19 protein-coding genes are annotated in these 17,006 nt (G+C 36.1%); all 19 read left to right on the forward strand.

Features of this window, described 5'->3' with window-relative positions:
• Positions 1-96 precede the first annotated feature (96 nt).
• The gene (locus JOC86_RS16555) at positions 97-1,314 is read left to right on the forward strand and encodes a flagellar hook protein FlgE (RefSeq protein ID WP_205174011.1); all 1,218 of its coding nucleotides are present in this window, start codon (positions 97-99) and stop codon (positions 1,312-1,314) included.
• Positions 1,315-1,389: 75 nt separating this feature from the next.
• A complete protein-coding gene (locus JOC86_RS16560; RefSeq protein WP_205174012.1) occupies positions 1,390-1,611 on the forward strand; it encodes a flagellar FlbD family protein in 222 nt (73 codons plus the stop codon).
• Positions 1,601-2,023 (forward strand): flagellar basal body-associated protein FliL, encoded by a 423-nt coding sequence (gene fliL / locus JOC86_RS16565; RefSeq protein ID WP_205174013.1) that lies wholly within the window; start codon positions 1,601-1,603, stop codon positions 2,021-2,023. The genes JOC86_RS16560 and fliL overlap by 11 nt, the downstream gene beginning before the upstream one ends.
• A gap of 21 nt (positions 2,024-2,044) precedes the next feature.
• Positions 2,045-3,043 carry a flagellar motor switch protein FliM gene (gene fliM / locus JOC86_RS16570; RefSeq protein ID WP_205174014.1) on the forward strand — a complete coding sequence of 333 codons (999 nt, stop codon included), beginning with the start codon at positions 2,045-2,047 and terminating at the stop codon, positions 3,041-3,043.
• On the forward strand, positions 3,033-4,181 hold the full coding sequence (gene fliY, locus JOC86_RS16575; RefSeq protein WP_205174015.1) for a flagellar motor switch phosphatase FliY: 1,149 nt from the start codon (positions 3,033-3,035) through the stop codon (positions 4,179-4,181). The genes fliM and fliY overlap by 11 nt, the downstream gene beginning before the upstream one ends.
• Positions 4,182-4,201: 20 nt before the next feature.
• Entirely contained in the window at positions 4,202-4,564 is a 363-nt protein-coding gene (locus tag JOC86_RS16580; protein ID WP_205174016.1) for a response regulator, read from the forward strand.
• A 28-nt stretch (positions 4,565-4,592) separates the two neighbouring features.
• The gene (locus JOC86_RS16585) at positions 4,593-5,246 is read left to right on the forward strand and encodes a flagellar biosynthetic protein FliO (RefSeq protein WP_205174017.1); all 654 of its coding nucleotides are present in this window, start codon (positions 4,593-4,595) and stop codon (positions 5,244-5,246) included.
• Positions 5,239-5,904 carry a flagellar type III secretion system pore protein FliP gene (gene fliP, locus JOC86_RS16590; protein WP_205174018.1) on the forward strand — a complete coding sequence of 222 codons (666 nt, stop codon included), beginning with the start codon at positions 5,239-5,241 and terminating at the stop codon, positions 5,902-5,904. The genes JOC86_RS16585 and fliP overlap by 8 nt, the downstream gene beginning before the upstream one ends.
• Before the next feature lie 13 nt (positions 5,905-5,917).
• Positions 5,918-6,187, forward strand: a complete 270-nt coding sequence (gene fliQ, locus JOC86_RS16595) for a flagellar biosynthesis protein FliQ (RefSeq protein ID WP_205174019.1) — start codon at positions 5,918-5,920, stop codon at positions 6,185-6,187.
• Positions 6,188-6,190: 3 nt separating this feature from the next.
• Complete coding sequence (fliR, locus tag JOC86_RS16600; protein WP_205174020.1) at positions 6,191-6,967, forward strand: flagellar biosynthetic protein FliR; 777 nt, start codon at positions 6,191-6,193, stop codon at positions 6,965-6,967.
• A gap of 1 nt (position 6,968) precedes the next feature.
• The gene (gene flhB / locus JOC86_RS16605; RefSeq protein ID WP_205174021.1) at positions 6,969-8,051 is read left to right on the forward strand and encodes a flagellar biosynthesis protein FlhB; all 1,083 of its coding nucleotides are present in this window, start codon (positions 6,969-6,971) and stop codon (positions 8,049-8,051) included.
• 24 nt (positions 8,052-8,075) lie between these two features.
• Positions 8,076-10,112 (forward strand): flagellar biosynthesis protein FlhA, encoded by a 2,037-nt coding sequence (gene flhA / locus JOC86_RS16610; protein ID WP_205174022.1) that lies wholly within the window; start codon positions 8,076-8,078, stop codon positions 10,110-10,112.
• Positions 10,109-11,257 (forward strand): flagellar biosynthesis GTPase FlhF, encoded by a 1,149-nt coding sequence (gene flhF, locus JOC86_RS16615; RefSeq protein WP_205174023.1) that lies wholly within the window; start codon positions 10,109-10,111, stop codon positions 11,255-11,257. Before flhA ends, flhF begins: the two co-directional genes overlap by 4 nt.
• The gene (locus tag JOC86_RS16620; protein WP_205174024.1) at positions 11,254-12,123 is read left to right on the forward strand and encodes a MinD/ParA family protein; all 870 of its coding nucleotides are present in this window, start codon (positions 11,254-11,256) and stop codon (positions 12,121-12,123) included. The genes flhF and JOC86_RS16620 overlap by 4 nt, the downstream gene beginning before the upstream one ends.
• Before the next feature lie 6 nt (positions 12,124-12,129).
• Positions 12,130-13,197 carry a protein-glutamate methylesterase/protein-glutamine glutaminase gene (locus tag JOC86_RS16625; protein ID WP_205174025.1) on the forward strand — a complete coding sequence of 356 codons (1,068 nt, stop codon included), beginning with the start codon at positions 12,130-12,132 and terminating at the stop codon, positions 13,195-13,197.
• Between the two features lie 15 nt (positions 13,198-13,212).
• Positions 13,213-15,294, forward strand: a complete 2,082-nt coding sequence (locus JOC86_RS16630; protein ID WP_205174026.1) for a chemotaxis protein CheA — start codon at positions 13,213-13,215, stop codon at positions 15,292-15,294.
• 12 nt (positions 15,295-15,306) lie between these two features.
• A complete protein-coding gene (locus JOC86_RS16635) occupies positions 15,307-15,759 on the forward strand; it encodes a chemotaxis protein CheW (RefSeq protein WP_205174027.1) in 453 nt (150 codons plus the stop codon).
• Between the two features lie 5 nt (positions 15,760-15,764).
• Positions 15,765-16,397: a chemotaxis protein CheC gene (locus tag JOC86_RS16640; protein WP_205174028.1), complete on the forward strand. Its 633-nt coding sequence runs from the start codon at positions 15,765-15,767 to the stop codon at positions 16,395-16,397.
• On the forward strand, positions 16,397-16,894 hold the full coding sequence (locus tag JOC86_RS16645) for a chemotaxis protein CheD (protein WP_205174029.1): 498 nt from the start codon (positions 16,397-16,399) through the stop codon (positions 16,892-16,894). Before JOC86_RS16640 ends, JOC86_RS16645 begins: the two co-directional genes overlap by 1 nt.
• Positions 16,895-17,006 lie beyond the last annotated feature (112 nt).

A 17,006-nucleotide genomic window follows, 5' to 3' on the forward strand; every position in this document is an offset into this window, starting at 1 on the left:
AACGGAACTATTTTAATAGACCAGTTGGCTGGACTTATAAGGAAGCCTTGTACTGCTAATTGAATGACGCAGTGCAACAAGAGAGGGGATAAAAATATGCTACGTTCAATGTATTCTGGAATTAGTGGAATGAAAAATTTTCAAACGAAGCTTGACGTAATAGGTAATAATATCGCAAATGTGAATACATACGGATTTAAGAAAGGCCGTGTAACCTTTCAGGATTTAATGAATCAAACGGTATCGGGAGCGAGTCGTGCAACAGATAATCGTGGTGGACAAAATGCTAAACAAATTGGCTTAGGTTCAACAGTGGCGACTATAGATGTAATCAGCACACAAGGAAGTATGCAAACAACGGGAAGAGCATTAGATGTTGGTATTTCTGGAGATGGTTATTTTGTTGTTAGACAAGGAAATAACGAAATGTTTACAAGGGCAGGTAATTTTTATTTGGATTCTGAAGGTCGTCTAGTTACAGGACAAGGACAGCTAGTCCAAGGATATGGAATGAATGATGATGGAACAATTAATCAATCTGCATTAAATGATATTGTTATTGATACGGATACTACGATGGCTCCGCAGGCTACGTCAAATATTTCATTTAATGGGAACTTGAAGAATAGTCAAGTAAAGGATGAACCAGTGGTCATTGATTTTAAAGTGAAAGATTCATTAGGACAAGATCTTGATCTCCAAATGACACTGACAAATAAAGGAGATAACACTTGGGATTATGAAGTCACATCCACTTCGAATGGGGTAAATATTAATGGAGGTACAGGGGAATTAAAGTTTGATTCTGAAGGAGCATTTGAAAGTGGAAGTGGCAATATCACCCTTGATCTAACTAATAATGCTAAAACAGGACAGGCCATTAACCTTGATCTTTCCAAGCTTACCCAATTTGATAGTTCAACTTCTGCCAATATTGACACAGTTGACGGAAACTCAGAAGGATATTTAGAAAGCTTCAACGTCGGGTCTTCTGGTGAAGTAAATGGAGTATTCAGTAATGGTGAAGTAAGGGTACTAAGCCAATTAGTATTAGCGACCTTTTCCAACAGTGGAGGATTAACGAAAGCAGGAAGTAATCTGTTTCAACAATCTAATAACTCAGGTCAACCAAATTATGGAGTTGCTTCTGAGGGGCGTGGAAGTCTTATATCCGGAGCACTTGAAATGTCAAATGTTGATTTATCAGAAGAATTCACTGAAATGATTACCGCTCAACGTGGTTTCCAAGCAAACACGAGAATTATAACAACATCGGATGAAATCCTCCAAGAGCTCATAAATTTGAAACGATAATAGATAGTAAGGGAGGGATGGGATGACATTACAATTGAACCCTAGCTAATCATTTGTGTTATCCCAGCTATCATTATGATTAATCTAACAAGATTAAACGGAAAAAAATTCACCATCAATGCCTTATACATAGAAACGATTGAAACCTTTCCTGATACGACCATAACGCTGACAAATGGTCGAAAGTTTGTTGTAAAAGAAAGAGAAGATGAAGTGCAACAATTAGCGAATATTTTCTATAGAAACATTCAAATTCTGGGTGCGAACTTCACAGGGAGGTCAAAAGATGAAGAATAAGCTTCTTACAGTGACACTTATTTTGATCGGAACTATTCTTCTTGTAGGTGTTATTGCACTCATTGTCATTCTAAAGATGGATAAAGATGATAACACTAAACCTACTATTGACGAAGTGTTAGAAGCTTCTGTTGACATTCCTGAAATTACTACAAATTTAAGAAATAATGATTTTATTAAAATTTCATTTAAAATGCAAACAGAAAGCAAGGATGCCAAAGAAGAATTACAAAAAAGGGATTTTCAAGTTCAAAATATTATTATAAATGAGTTATCGGAGTTAACCCCTGAAAAGCTTGAAGGAAAAGATGGTAAGCTTCAGTTTCAGGAGCAAATTGAGGAAAAAGTTAATTCTCTCATGCAAGAAGGAAAAGTAGAGAAGGTCTATATCACCTCTTACATTATTCAATAACAAGAAACAGGGGGTGGGGAAATGTCGAGTGATGTTTTATCTCAAAATGAAATTGATGCCTTACTATCTGCATTATCTACAGGAGAAATGAGTGCAGATGAATTAAAAAAAGAAGAAGAAGAAAAGAAAGTTAAGCTTTATGATTTCAAACGTGCATTAAGGTTCTCAAAAGATCAAGTGAGAAGTTTAACAAGGATTCATGAAAATTTTGCTAGAATTTTAACCACTTATTTTTCGGCTCAACTACGAACATATGTGCAGATTTCTGTTGTTTCTGCTGATCAGGTTCCGTATGAGGAATTCATTCGGTCCATCCCAAACATGACAATCCTAAATGTATTTGAGGTTCCACCTTTAAATGGTAGGATTTTAATGGAAGTGAATCCGAATATTGCTTATTCAATGATGGATAGAGTGATGGGAGGAAAAGGGACAGGTATTAATAAGGTAGAAAATCTAACTGAAATTGAGACGAAAATTATGTCTAATCTCTTTGAAAGAGCATTTGAAAACTTACGAGATGCATGGAGCAATATTGCTGATATCGATCCGTTTCTTGCGGAATTTGAAGTAAATCCCCAATTCCTCCAAATGGTATCACCTAATGAAACAGTTGTAGTGATTTCAATGAATACCACCATTGGGGAAACGAGTGGGATGATTAATATCTGCATTCCTCACGTTGTTCTTGAACCAATCATACCTAAGTTATCTGTAAGCTATTGGATGCAAACGAAGAAAACGGAACGTTTACCAGAAGAGATTACAAATATAGAAAAACGAGTAAAAAAAGCTGACTTGCCTATAACTGCTGAGTTAGGAACATCCAGCATCAGTATTGAAGATTTTTTATCTCTATCTATTGGAGATGTTATTGAGCTAGAAACGTGCATCGCCGATCCATTAGTAGTCAAGATAGGTGAAATACCAAAATTCACGGGTCAGCCAGGAAAAGTAAACAAGAAGTTAGCTGTACAAATCATAGACACAATGAAAGGGGGAGATGAGGATGATGAGTGATGATATGCTATCTCAAGATGAAATTGATGCACTTCTCCGGGGAACTTCTGATGAAGAGAATGATATCAAATTAACCTCAATCCATACAGAGGAATATCTCAATTCCTTTGAACAAGATGCTTTAGGTGAGATAGGAAATATCTCTTTTGGTAGTTCTGCGACTGCTCTCTCAACTCTATTAAATCAGAAGGTAGAAATTACAACACCTAAGGTTTCTATCATCGATAAAGGGAACTTGCAGGATGAATTTCCTCATCCATATGTAGCGATACAGGTTCAATATACAGAAGGATTTTCTGGGGCGAATCTATTAGTGATCAGACAATCGGATGCAGCAGTGATTGCCGATCTTATGTTAGGAGGGGATGGTATTGACCCTTCTGATTCACTAGGCGAGATCCAGTTAAGTGCTGTACAAGAAGCAATGAATCAAATGATGGGGTCAGCTGCAACAAGTATGTCAACGGTTTTTGGTAAGAAAGTGGATATATCCCCACCATCGATAGATCTTATGTACATACCAGAAGGTGAAGGAACTGAAAACATACCTGAACAGGATTTGCTGGTTCGTGTTTCATTTTCATTAAGAATTGGTAATCTAATTGATTCTAGTATTATGCAGTTACTTCCACTTCAATTCGCAAAAAGCTTAGTGAAAGAATTAACCAGTAAAAATGAACCGGCTGTACAGGAATCCGTGAATAATGTTGAATCGAATTACATTGAGAACTCTTCACATCATGAGCTTTCAAATCATCCAACAAGTGAAGCCACTTCTAATACTAATGGTGGTGTTGCAGTAGCTGCACAGCAAAAGGTTAATGTACAACCTGCATCTTTCTCTGAATTTGAACAAACAAGTAGTCTAAATCATGAATCTAGAAATCTTGATATGTTACTTGATATCCCATTAAATGTATCTGTTGAGTTAGGAAGAACAAAGCGTTCAGTGAAAGATATCCTAGAGCTATCATCTGGCTCTATCATTGAACTAGATAAACTAGCAGGTGAGCCGGTAGATATACTTGTAAATAGTAGACTTATTGCACAAGGTGAAGTGGTCGTTATAGACGAAAACTTTGGTGTTAGAATTACCGATATTGTTAGTCAATCAGATAGATTAAAAAGATTAAAATAAGCTTAGCGGAGGTTTATTAAATGGCAAACAAAATTCTAATCGTAGATGATGCAGCGTTTATGCGAATGATGATTAAAGATATTTTAGTTAAGAATGGTTACGAGGTAATCGGAGAAGCAGCAGACGGGGTACAAGCCGTTGAAAAATATAAAGAATTAAGTCCAGACCTTGTTACGATGGACATTACAATGCCAGAAAAAGATGGGATTGCTGCGTTAAAGGAAATCAAAGGATTTGACAATAGCGCAAAAGTTATTATGTGCTCTGCCATGGGTCAGCAAGCAATGGTAATTGATGCCATTCAGGCAGGGGCTAAGGATTTCATAGTCAAGCCATTTCAAGCAGACCGTGTATGTGAAGCGATTCAAAAAGCTTTAAACTAACCAATCAACACAAGAAGGTGCTCTAGTTTTGTTTAAATTACTAAACGTTACTATTACTCTTGTAATTCTGCTTACCATCTCCTCTATTATTAGCTATCCCGTTCAAGCGGAGTTCGAGGGTAATGTAAAAGAATGTGTGGAGAATCCAGGGAAATGTAATGAGGATTCTCTGCAAATAGAAAGTGAACCTAAATCAAGTCCCAAATCAACTAGTACAACGGGTGTCAGCTTTCTTGATTATGTCAAAATGCTCTTTGCCCTAGTGTTTGTTATAGCACTAATATATGGATTGTTAAAGCTTATCAACCAAAAAAGTCGCTCGTTTCAACAATCAAAACTCATTCATAACTTAGGAGGAACACCATTAGGGGGGAGTCGTTCCGTTCAAGTCATAAAAGTGGGAACTCGTATCCTAGTACTAGGAGTAGGTGAAGACATTCAATTATTAAAGGAAATAGAAAATGAGAATGAAAAAGATGAGATTCTTAGCTTTTATAATGAAAAAAACAATCAGCTTTTAAATCAAAAAGATCTTTTCACAAAATGGTTAGGGCCAAAAAAACAAAATAGCAGCCATCAGTCCTTTAACTCTTTATTATCGAAACAAATCAATGAGCTTCGCAATGGACGGAAACAGTTGATGAAAGAGTTTGAGGAGAAGGAGAATCGTTCAAATGAATGAATTTATGGAATTCTTTAACGGATCTTCACCTGATACGGTTTCTACTTCTGTTAAATTATTTTTGCTGCTTACTGTTTTGTCATTAGCGCCCAGCATACTTATATTGATGACTTCTTTTACAAGAATTATCATCGTGTTGTCGTTTGTACGAACGTCACTTGCAACACAATCGATGCCACCCAATCAAGTATTAATTGGTCTTGCACTATTTTTAACGTTTTTCATCATGGCGCCTACTTTTCAAGAAGTGAACGATCAGGCATTAACCCCATTATTTAATGAAGAAATTAATCTCGAACAAGCATACGAGAAGGCAGCTGTACCATTTAAAGATTTTATGAGTGAGCATACGAGACAAAAAGATTTAGAACTCTTTTTAAATTATTCAGGCGCAAAAGCACCAGAAAGTGTGGAAGATATTCCTTTGACAGCCCTGGTCCCCGCATTTGCGCTAAGTGAAATCAAAACCGCATTTCAAATTGGGTTTATGATATTTATTCCATTCCTAGTGATTGATATGGTTGTAGCGAGCGTATTAATGTCGATGGGAATGATGATGTTACCACCGGTAATGATTTCTTTACCTTTTAAGATTTTGCTATTTGTCCTTGTAGATGGTTGGTATTTAGTAATGAAATCTCTTTTACAAAGTTTTTAAGTAGGTGAAACGTATGAGTGCTGAATCGGTGATCGCTTTGGCAGAAAGAGGAGTTTATACAACATTGATTATATGCGGTCCCTTGTTATTGCTTGCACTTGTAGTCGGACTTGTTGTGAGTATTTTCCAAGCGACAACACAAATTCAGGAGCAAACTCTAGCATTTATTCCAAAAATAGTGGCTGTTTTAATTGGTATCGTGTTTTTTGGGCCATGGATGCTGACGAAACTGGTTACGTATGCTTCTGAAATATTTTCAAATCTTACAAGGTTCGTAGGTTAAGGAATGAATGAGATTATACCGAATTTATCTGTATTTTTATTAATACTTGTAAGGGTAACAAGTTTTTTTGTAACGATGCCGTTATTTTCATACCGTACGATACCTGCTAGACATCGAATTGGGCTTTCCATCGTTCTTTCATGGATTATGTTTTATTCCATTGAAGCAGCTCCATTTGAATTCGATGGAATATATCTATTGTTAGTTATTAAGGAAGCACTGGTGGGTCTTCTAATTGGATTTGCCGCATATATGATTATTTCTGCCATTCAAATTGCCGGAAGCTTTATAGATTTCCAAATGGGGTTTGCGATTGCAAACGTTATTGACCCTCAAACTGGAGCACATAGTCCGCTCATCGGTCAATACTTATATACTTTTGCTTTATTATTGTTACTAGCGCTTAATGGTCATTATTTAATATTGGATGGAATCTTCTACAGTTATGAATACATCCCTATGGAACAATTATGGATCCCTCTAGGAGACGAAGATGTTGTGGAATTTATCATCAACACCTTTAATTCTGTCTATATTATGGCCTTTCAAATGTCGATTCCTGTCGTTGCCACCCTGTTTCTTGTAGATGTTGCTCTCGGTATTCTTGCGAGAACGGTGCCGCAATTAAATATATTTGTTGTCGGTTTTCCAATAAAAATTGCTGTTAGTTTCATAGTACTATTTATCGTAATGGCGATATTAATGGCTGTAATGCAGGAATTATTCGAAATGATGTTCGTTACTATGAGGGATTTAATGAGATTACTTGGAGGCACATAAGGTGAATCTATTATCACTTGATCTTCAATATTTTAGTGGTGAAAAAACGGAAAAGGCGACACCTAAGAAACGCCAGGATTCTAGAAAAAAAGGGCAAACGGCTAAGAGCCAGGATCTAAATACGGCTATTATTTTGTTTGCCGTTTTCTTATTTTTTCTTTTTTCAGGTTCTTTTATAGGAGATACGGCCTTTGATCTTTTCCGTCATTCCTTTCAAGAGTATATATTGATGGACCTAACAGAAGGAACGGTTAACATTATAATGGTCGATCTTCTGAAGGAAATTGCGCTATTAATTGGACCTATCATGATTGTGGCGATGATAGCTGGAATTGTATCAAATTATATACAAGTTGGAGTATTATTCACTAGTGAACCTCTTCAGCCTAAACTTGAGAAAATCGATCCCATTAAGGGTGCAAAAAGAATCTTCTCTATGAGGGCAATCGTAGAGTTATTAAAATCGATTTTGAAAATATCATTTGTTGGTGTCATTACCTTCTTTGTTCTTTGGTTGAGAATTGATGAAGTTTTGGGGCTGGCCTTTAAATCTACCTATGATTCACTAACAACGATGCTCAGTTTAACAATTCAAATGGGGATTGCTGCTTCCCTTTCCCTACTTTTTTTATCAATATTCGACTATCTTTATCAAAAATATGATTATGAAAAAAATATTCGAATGTCTAAGCAGGATGTAAAGGATGAGCACAAAAATATTGAAGGTGATCCGTTAATAAAATCAAAAATCAAGCAGCAGCAGAGAGAAATGGCTATGAGAAGAATGATGCAAGAAGTTCCAGATGCAGATGTGGTGATTACGAATCCAACTCACTATGCAGTAGTTTTGAGATATGATGAAGATAAAATGGAGGCTCCATTCGTTGTGGCAAAAGGAGTCGATTATATGGCCCAAAAGATTAAATTCATTGCCAAAGAAAACGATGTAATAATGATAGAAAATCGTCCACTCGCGCGTTCCTTATATGATGGAACTGAAATTGGAGATGGGATTCCTGAAGAATTCTTTAAAACGGTAGCTGAAATATTGGCCTATGTTTATAGGTTGAAAAATAAGTTGTAACGTTTAGTTAGGAGAGAAAAACTGATGTCAGCAAGAGATTTATCTGTACTCGCCAGTGTCATACTCATTGTGGCGATGCTCGTGATTCCTTTTCCACCATGGCTGCTTAGTGTTCTGATTATAATAAATATTGCTCTTGCACTACTTGTGCTTCTAACATCTATGAATATGAACGAACCATTACAGTTTTCAATATTTCCATCCTTGTTATTATTATTAACTCTTTTTCGATTGGGACTAAATGTTTCCACAACGAGGTCAATCCTTAGTATTGGTGATGCAGGCGACGTTGTGGAAACCTTTGGAACATTCGTAGTAGGAGGAAATGTTCTTGTTGGGATGGTTGTTTTTATAATTCTAATTGTCATTCAGTTCGTCGTCATAACAAAAGGTTCTGAAAGGGTCTCTGAGGTTGCGGCACGCTTTACTCTCGATGCAATGCCGGGAAAACAAATGAGCATTGATGCAGACTTAAATGCTGGAATGATTTCAGAGCATGATGCAAGGGAACGAAGAGAAAAAGTCAGTCGTGAGGCAGATTTTTATGGAGCAATGGATGGTGCTTCTAAATTTGTTAAAGGGGATGCAATAGCTGGAATTATTATCGTAATGATCAATTTAATCTTTGGAATCATTATTGGAATGATGCAGCAAGGTCTAAGTTTGACTGAATCTGCATCCAAATTCTCCCTATTGACAGTAGGAGATGGAATTGTTAGTCAGATTCCTGCATTATTAATTTCTACTGCTACAGGAATAGTCGTAACAAGAGCTGCATCGGAAGGTAATCTAGGTCAAGATATTATGAAACAGTTGCTTGCTTACCCAATGATGCTATATGTTTCAGGAGGGACGATTCTTTTGCTGGGATTATTCACACCGATCAATGATATTTTAACGATTCCTATTGCAGCAGGACTTATTATAGGTGGCTATATGCTGTCTAAAACCCCAGAACCAGATGAAATGGATCTAATGGAAATGGAAGAAGAGACTGAACAAGATGAAATGAAGAGCCCTGAAAGTGTAGTGAATTTGCTAAATGTGGATCCCATTGAGTTTGAGTTCGGTTATGGTTTAATTCCGTTGGCAGATACAAGTCAGGGAGGAGATCTTCTTGATCGTATCGTTATGATAAGAAGGCAGCTTGCAATCGAGCTTGGTCTTGTGATTCCTGTAGTTAGAATTCGCGATAATATCCAGCTGCAGCCGAATGAGTATCGTTTAAAAATTAAAGGAAATGAAATGGCAAGGGGAGAATTACTCCTCGATCATTATTTAGCCATGAGTCCAGGTGTTGATGAGGATGCTATCGAAGGGATTGATACAATAGAACCTTCATTTGGGCTACCGGCAAAGTGGATTGGGGAAGAAGTGAAAGAACAAGCTGAAATATTCGGATATACTGTTGTCGATCCGCCATCCGTTGTTTCTACCCATATTACAGAAGTTATTAAAAACAATGCGAATGAATTACTGGGGCGTCAAGAGACAAAACAGCTTATAGATCACTTGCAAGAATCTTACCCAATATTAGTAGAAGAAGTAACGCCTACCCCATTATCAGTAGGAGAAGTACAAAAAGTATTATCAAAACTCCTTAAAGAAAATGTGTCAATAAGAAATTTACCCATTATATTTGAAACCCTTGCTGATTACGCGAAAATGAGTTCTGATACAGATTTGTTAGTGGAATATGTTCGTCAAGCGTTAGCAAGACAAATTACTAATCGATATCTTGACCAAGGTAATTCCTTGAAGGTTGTTACGATGTCTGGAAAGATCGAAAAAATGGTTGCAGATGCCGTTCAACAAACAGAACATGGTAATTATTTATCTCTAGACCCAAATGATTCACAACGTATTTTAGAAAGCATTGCATCTCAAATCGAACAATTGTCTCTTATGGAAGAATCACCTATCATTCTATGCTCGCCTGCTATCAGAATGTACTTGCGTCAACTGACTGAAAGGTATTTCCCACAAGTGCCTATCCTTTCATACAATGAGCTTGAAGCGAATGTAGAAGTTCAAAGCCTAGGGGTGGTGAATGTAGATTGAAGGTCAAAAAATATGTAGCTTCTACAATGTCAGAAGCGATGAGAACGATCAGAAAAGATCTTGGAGAACAAGCCGTGATATTAAATTCTAAAATTAGAACCAATGGTGGTTTTCTTGGATTTTTTAAGAAGAAGAATATAGAAGTCATTGCTGCAATTGACCCAATACCAAATCAAAAACTAGAAACAAAGGTTCCAATAGCTAGCCGAATTTCAGATAACAATATTCCACAAGAATCAACACAACAGGAAATCTATAATGTGTTAGCAAAAGAAGTTAAACAGTTAAAAAAACAATTAGATTCTTTTTCTAACCCTTATGAATCAATAAATTTAAAAGATTATCCTCAAAGGATTCAGGAAGAATTATTACATTTGAAAGAACAAGATCTAGATGATGAATGGATCATCAAAGTGGCAAAAAGTTTGAACGAAAAATGGAGACAGTCAGATGCCAATGTGAGTAAACAACAATTAATGGATTGGCAAAAAGAATGGTTTCTTCAAATGCTTGATCACTTGTCATTTGGCTGTATTGATTACGATAAAAAATACATTCATTTAGTCGGACCAACTGGGGTAGGGAAAACTACTACTCTAGCAAAATTAGCGGCAGAAGCAGTCTTGGTTCATAAGAAAAAAATTGCTTTCATTACAACCGACACTTATCGAATCGCAGCCATTGAACAATTAAAGACTTATGCAAATCTGCTAAGTGTTCCAGTGGAAGTGGCGTACAAACGAGAAGATTTTCAAAAAGCTATAGATCAATTTAGTGCTTTTGATTTAATTTTTATTGACACTGCCGGAAGAAATTACCGTGACATTCAATTTGTGATGGATTTAGATCATCTAATCCAGCTAGAAGATCAGAAGTTTTTAAGTGAAACTTTACTAGTTCTTTCACTAACATCAAAACAAAAAGATATGGAAGAAGTAATTAATCGATTTCAAAATTATGGAGTGGATAAGTTTATTTTTACAAAAATGGATGAAACCACTACGATTGGTGGAATGATGAATCTAATTTTAAGGTATCAAAAAGGTGCTGCCTATATTACAAATGGACAGAGTGTGCCAGAGGATATTCATGAAGCAAGTAAACAATTTGTTATTAATCAATTCCTTGAGGATAAAAGTAAATGAAGGATCAAGCTGAAACATTAAGATTAAAGCTTAGTGAATCTAAATCAATCGCAAAAACCATTGGAATTGTTAGTGGAAAGGGAGGAGTAGGAAAGTCAAATGTTTCCGTTAATTTTTCCCTATCACTTTCCCAAAAAGGGAATAAAGTATTATTGTTTGATTTGGATATTGGGATGGGAAATGTACACCTTCTCCTTGGTGGGCAAGCAAAAAAGTCGATGGCAACATTTATGAATGATCACGACAAAAATCTCAACGATATTATTTATCATTCAAAATACGGCATCTCCTATATTAGTGGTGGCTCAGGATTAAATGAGATGACCGAATGGAATAAGGCACATATAGAAGTATTCCTTTGTTCAATGCAACAGCTACAAGCCCGTTATGATTTTATTATTTTTGATATGGGTGCAGGGGCATCAATCAATACATTGAATCTGTTAATGTCGGTAGACGATTTATTTATTGTCACAACTCCAGAAACAACTTCTATGACTGATGCCTATTCAATGATTAAATTTATGCATTTAAAAGACCCTCAGAAAAATTATTTCCTTATTTGCAATCGGGCCTTCAACATAAAGGAAGGGAATGAAATCGTTCATCGATTACAAACAGTGGGGAAGAAATTTTTAAATAAGGATTTAACAATATTAGGAGTATTGCCTGAAGATTCTAGTGTTAGAAAAGCAGTAAACAGTCAAATTCCTTTTCTATTAATAAATCCGCGTTCTAAAGTATCAACTGCACTTCAAAATCTAACAAATCGATATTTATTACATCAAGACGGAATAAATGTAGACGTTTCTCTTAAAGAGTCCCGATTCTTTGAGGAAATAAGAAAGCTATTTTTTATGAGGTAGTGGAAGATGAGGAAAAAGAAAGTATTAATCGTAGATGATTCGGCTTTTATGAGAAAGCTAATTAAGAGTTTTTTATCTAGCTCACCATGTTTAGAAGTAATTGGATTAGCAAGAAACGGTAAGGATGCTATTGAAAAAATAAAGGTTTTTCATCCAGATGTTATGACATTAGATGTAGAAATGCCAAGAATGAACGGACTTGAAGCTCTGAAGATTATTATGGAAGAATGCCCTATCCCCACTATCATGCTGTCGAGCACCACAGATGAAGGAACGGAAAATACAATGAAAGCATTTGAGCTTGGAGCCATAGACTTTGTTGCTAAGCCTTCTGGCACCATCTCATTAGATCTCGAAAAAGTTAAAAATGATCTAATCGAAAAAGTGGAAAATGCCTCAAAAGTACAAGTTTCGAAGATTAAAAGGAAGTATCGCCAACAGGAAATCCAATTTGTGAATACAGCAAGCATGCAACCCAGATTTGAGAAAGGGGATAAGGAAAGAGCTAAATTAATTTGTATCGGGACATCAACTGGTGGACCAAGGGCTTTAGAAGAGGTTTTAACTGCACTTCCATCTTCCATCAATGCTCCGATCTTAATTGTCCAACACATGCCAGCAGGCTTTACAAAATCTCTTGCTCAAAGACTTAATACGATTAGTTCAATTGAAGTAAAAGAAGCTGAAGCAGGTGAAATCATTAAAAAAGGAATAGCCTATTTAGCACCTGGCGGATATCATCTTACTGTTGAAGAAACGTTGGAAGGGTTAAAAGTAGTATTAGATATAAAACCATCACGAAACGGTCATCGTCCTTCTGTGGATATCTTGTTTGAATCTGTAAGCAGACTACTTAATATTCAAAAAGTTGCGGTTATTATGACAGGAATGGGTTCGGACGGGACTAAAGGTCTGGTAAAATTGAAGCAGAAAGGTGATTCGAAGGTAATCGCAGAATCACAGGAAACCTGCATTGTATTTGGAATGCCAAAGGCAGCTATTGAAGCGAATGTTGTCGATCATGTAGAAAAATTAGATAATATCGCTCGCTCGGTTATGAAGTATTTGCCCTAGAGAGGTGTGGAGCTAATGGATATGAACCAATATTTAGATGTATTTATTGAAGAAAGTAAAGAACATCTACAAACATGTAATGAGCAATTATTAGAGCTTGAAAGAAGTCCAGAAAATATAACAATCGTTAATGAGATTTTTCGGTCTGCTCATACGTTAAAAGGAATGTCCGCAACAATGGGATATGAAGACCTCGCAAACCTTACACATAACATGGAAAACGTTTTAGATGGAATCCGAAATCAGAAAATTTCTGTTTCTTCAAATTTATTAGATGTTGTTTTTCAAGCAGTTGATGATTTGGAAGAAATGGTCTTTTCTATTGCTGATGGAGGGGATGGTAAAAAAGATGTATCGGAAATCGTACAAAGGTTAGAGGCAATTGAAAAAGGGGAATCATATGAATCCCTGCAAGCCTTAAACGAAACTGCTGCTACAACGATATTAGAGGGATCTTCAAAATTAAGAAATACATATGATCAGTTTAACCAAACGGTAATAGAACAATCTCGTGAATTAGGGTTTTCTTGCTATGAAATCGCAATTTCATTAAGAGAAGATTGTTTACTAAAGGCAGCACGAGTGTTTATGGTGTTTGAAGTTCTTGAAAAATGCGGAGAAGTAATTAAGTCGACTCCAACAGTAGATCAATTGGAGGAAGAGCAATTTGATCAAGAGTTTGTGGTAACCCTCGTGACAAAAGAAGAAAAAATGGATATTGAAAAGAAAATAGTCAAAGTTTCAGAGGTGGAGAAAGTAATCATTTCACAAATTACGATCGAAATGATTAGGGAGATGGATAATGAAACTGGAAATAGTACTTCGCCAGGGACTGTACGCAATGAAAACATATTAGAAGGATCAAAAGGAGCTCAAAGCGTCAAAACAGAACCCAATAGCCAAACTAATGAAATCTCAAAGCCACAATCAAAATTATCTAATCATACTAATAAGACGATTAGAGTAAATATCGAACGCCTTGATATATTAATGAACTTATTTGAAGAACTGGTGATTGATCGTGGAAGGTTAGAGCAAATTTCAAAAGAACTAAAGCATTCAGAATTAAATGACACGGTTGAACGAATGTCTAGAATTTCTGGAGACTTACAAAATATTATTTTAAATATGAGAATGGTCCCGATCGAAACCGTGTTTAACCGCTTCCCTAAAATGGTTCGGCAACTTGCTAAAGATTTAAATAAAAAAATCGAATTGAAAATTATCGGTGCCGAAACCGAACTTGATCGAACAGTCATCGATGAAATCGGTGATCCCCTTGTACATCTTATTAGAAATGCATTAGATCATGGAATTGAAACCATTGAAACTCGTATAAAAGCAGGTAAACCTGAAACGGGTACAGTACAGTTAAAAGCGTTTCATAGTGGAAATCACGTATTCATTGAAATAGAAGATGATGGTGGTGGGATTTCCCGAGATAGAGTCATTAGGAAAGCAGTGTCAAGAGGGATTATAACCGAAGAAACGGCTTCAACGTTATCTAATAGACAAGTTAATGAATTAATTATGGCTTCTGGATTTTCTACTGCTGAAACGATTTCAGATATATCAGGAAGAGGGGTGGGACTTGATGTAGTCAAATCTACAATAGAATCTCTTGGAGGTTCTATCACCATTGATTCTGAAGAAGGAAAAGGCAGTATTTTCTCTATTCAATTACCTTTAACTCTTTCAATAATTGCCGTTATGTTAGTAGAAGTTCAAAAGGAGAAATATGCTATCCCTCTTTCTTCGATTATAGAAACGGCCATTGTAAGAAAAACCGAGATTATGAATGCACATAATCAAAAAGTCATTGATTATAGAGGTAAAGTAGTACCGCTTGTTCGTTTAGAGGATGTCTTTCAAGTCCCTGTTGAAAAGCAGGAAAATGCCGAATTTTTCTCTGTTGTTATTGTGAGAAAAGGCGAAAAGATGGCCGCTCTAGTAGTGGAATCATTTATGGGACAACAGGAAGTTGTATTAAAGTCACTAGGAAATTACTTGAAAGATGTTTTTGCCATCTCCGGGGCTACAATTCTAGGTGATGGTCAAGTAGCATTGATTATTGATTGCAATGCTTTAATTAAGTAGGGGGAATTCAAAATGAGCAAAGTGGCGACAGGGAAAGAAATCAAAGTAATCGTTTTTCAACTTTTAGATAAAGAATATGCAATACCAGTTAATCAAGTACAATCAATTGAAAAAATACAGCATATTACCCGTGTCCCCAAAGTAGAAGAGTATGTAAAAGGTGTCATAAATTTGCGTGGAGTCGTAATTCCGATTATAGATTTAAGTAGTAGATTCGACTTAACACCACAAGAACAAACAGATCATACAAGGGTGATTATTGCAAATATTGATGGGATGGAAGTCGGTCTTGTTGTTGACTCTGCCAATGATGTATTAGATATCCCTTTAGAAGCCATTGAACAACAGCCTGAAGTTGTTGGGGGAATAGAAGCAGAATATATAAGTGGAGTAGCAAAGATCGAAAAAAGATTATTAATTCTCCTACATTTAGATAAAGTCTTAATTTCAAATAGAATAGGATAATGGATATGAGCTATGAGGAAAAGATCTCACCTATTCACTTAGATCTATTAAAAGAAATTGGTAATATAGGTGCAGGTAATGCTGCAACTGCACTTTCAAAACTTATGAATCAAAAGGTTGACATGAAAGTACCAAGTGTAAGAATCGTTTCTTTTAATGAAATGATGGATTTAGCAGGTGGGACAGAAAATGTTGTATTAAGCATCTTTTTAAGAGTGGATGGTGATGCCCCTGGCAGTATGTTTTTTGTCCTTCCTCTAGAACAGGCATCATTTTTTGCACAAAGAATGATTGGAGACAAAACCATTACTTTTGAAGAACCGCCATATTCTGAAATTGGTCTTTCTGCAATGCAGGAGCTTGGAAATATTTTATCGGGATCTTATTTATCTGCATTATCGGATTTTACAAACATTCATTTATATCCATCAGTTCCTGAATTAAGTATTGATATGGTGGGTGCCATTATTAGTTATGGTCTTGTAAAAGTTTCACAAGTTAGTGATTATGTGATTGTCATTGATACTGCATTGAGAGAAGAGAATTTACCCAACTCAGAAAGTGTAAACGGGCACTTTTTCTTACTTCCTGACCCCGATTCATTTCAAACCATTTTTAAAACACTAGGAGTCATTTGATGGTTGCAACATCAGAAATAATTAAAATTGGTATTGCAGATTTGAATATTGCCAATGAACATCAATCATTAAGAACATCTGGTCTCGGATCTTGTGTTGGTGTAGTGATTTATGATGCCGAAGCGGGCCTGGCGGGAATGGTGCATATAATGCTTCCAAGCTCAAACCTATTCAAAGGTAGCACCATCAACAAGGCTAAATTTGCAGATACAGGGATTCGGGAGTTAGTAGAGCGGTTAATAGGAAATGGGGCACATGTCTCACGATTAAAGGCCAAAATATCAGGTGGTGCCCAAATGTTTCAGCATACAACAAAAAGTGATCTAATGAGGATTGGTCCTAGAAATGTTGATGCTGTAAAAGAAGAATTAAGGTTATTAAATATCCCACTACTAGCAGAAGATATTGGCGGAAAGAATGGACGAACCGTTGAGTTTACCCTTGAAACTTGCATGCTTCGTATCAGAACAGTAAATCACGGTGTTAAAGAAATATGAGAGTTACTATATGATTGACCCATATGATTTTTTAACCGTAGTTAAAGTCAGTAATGTTAATAATTTAATAGGTATATAACTAATAAAGATTCGTAGTACCTAATCCCCGGAA

Source organism: Rossellomorea pakistanensis (assembly GCF_016908495.1).
Lineage (GTDB): Bacteria > Bacillota > Bacilli > Bacillales > Bacillaceae_B > Rossellomorea > Rossellomorea pakistanensis.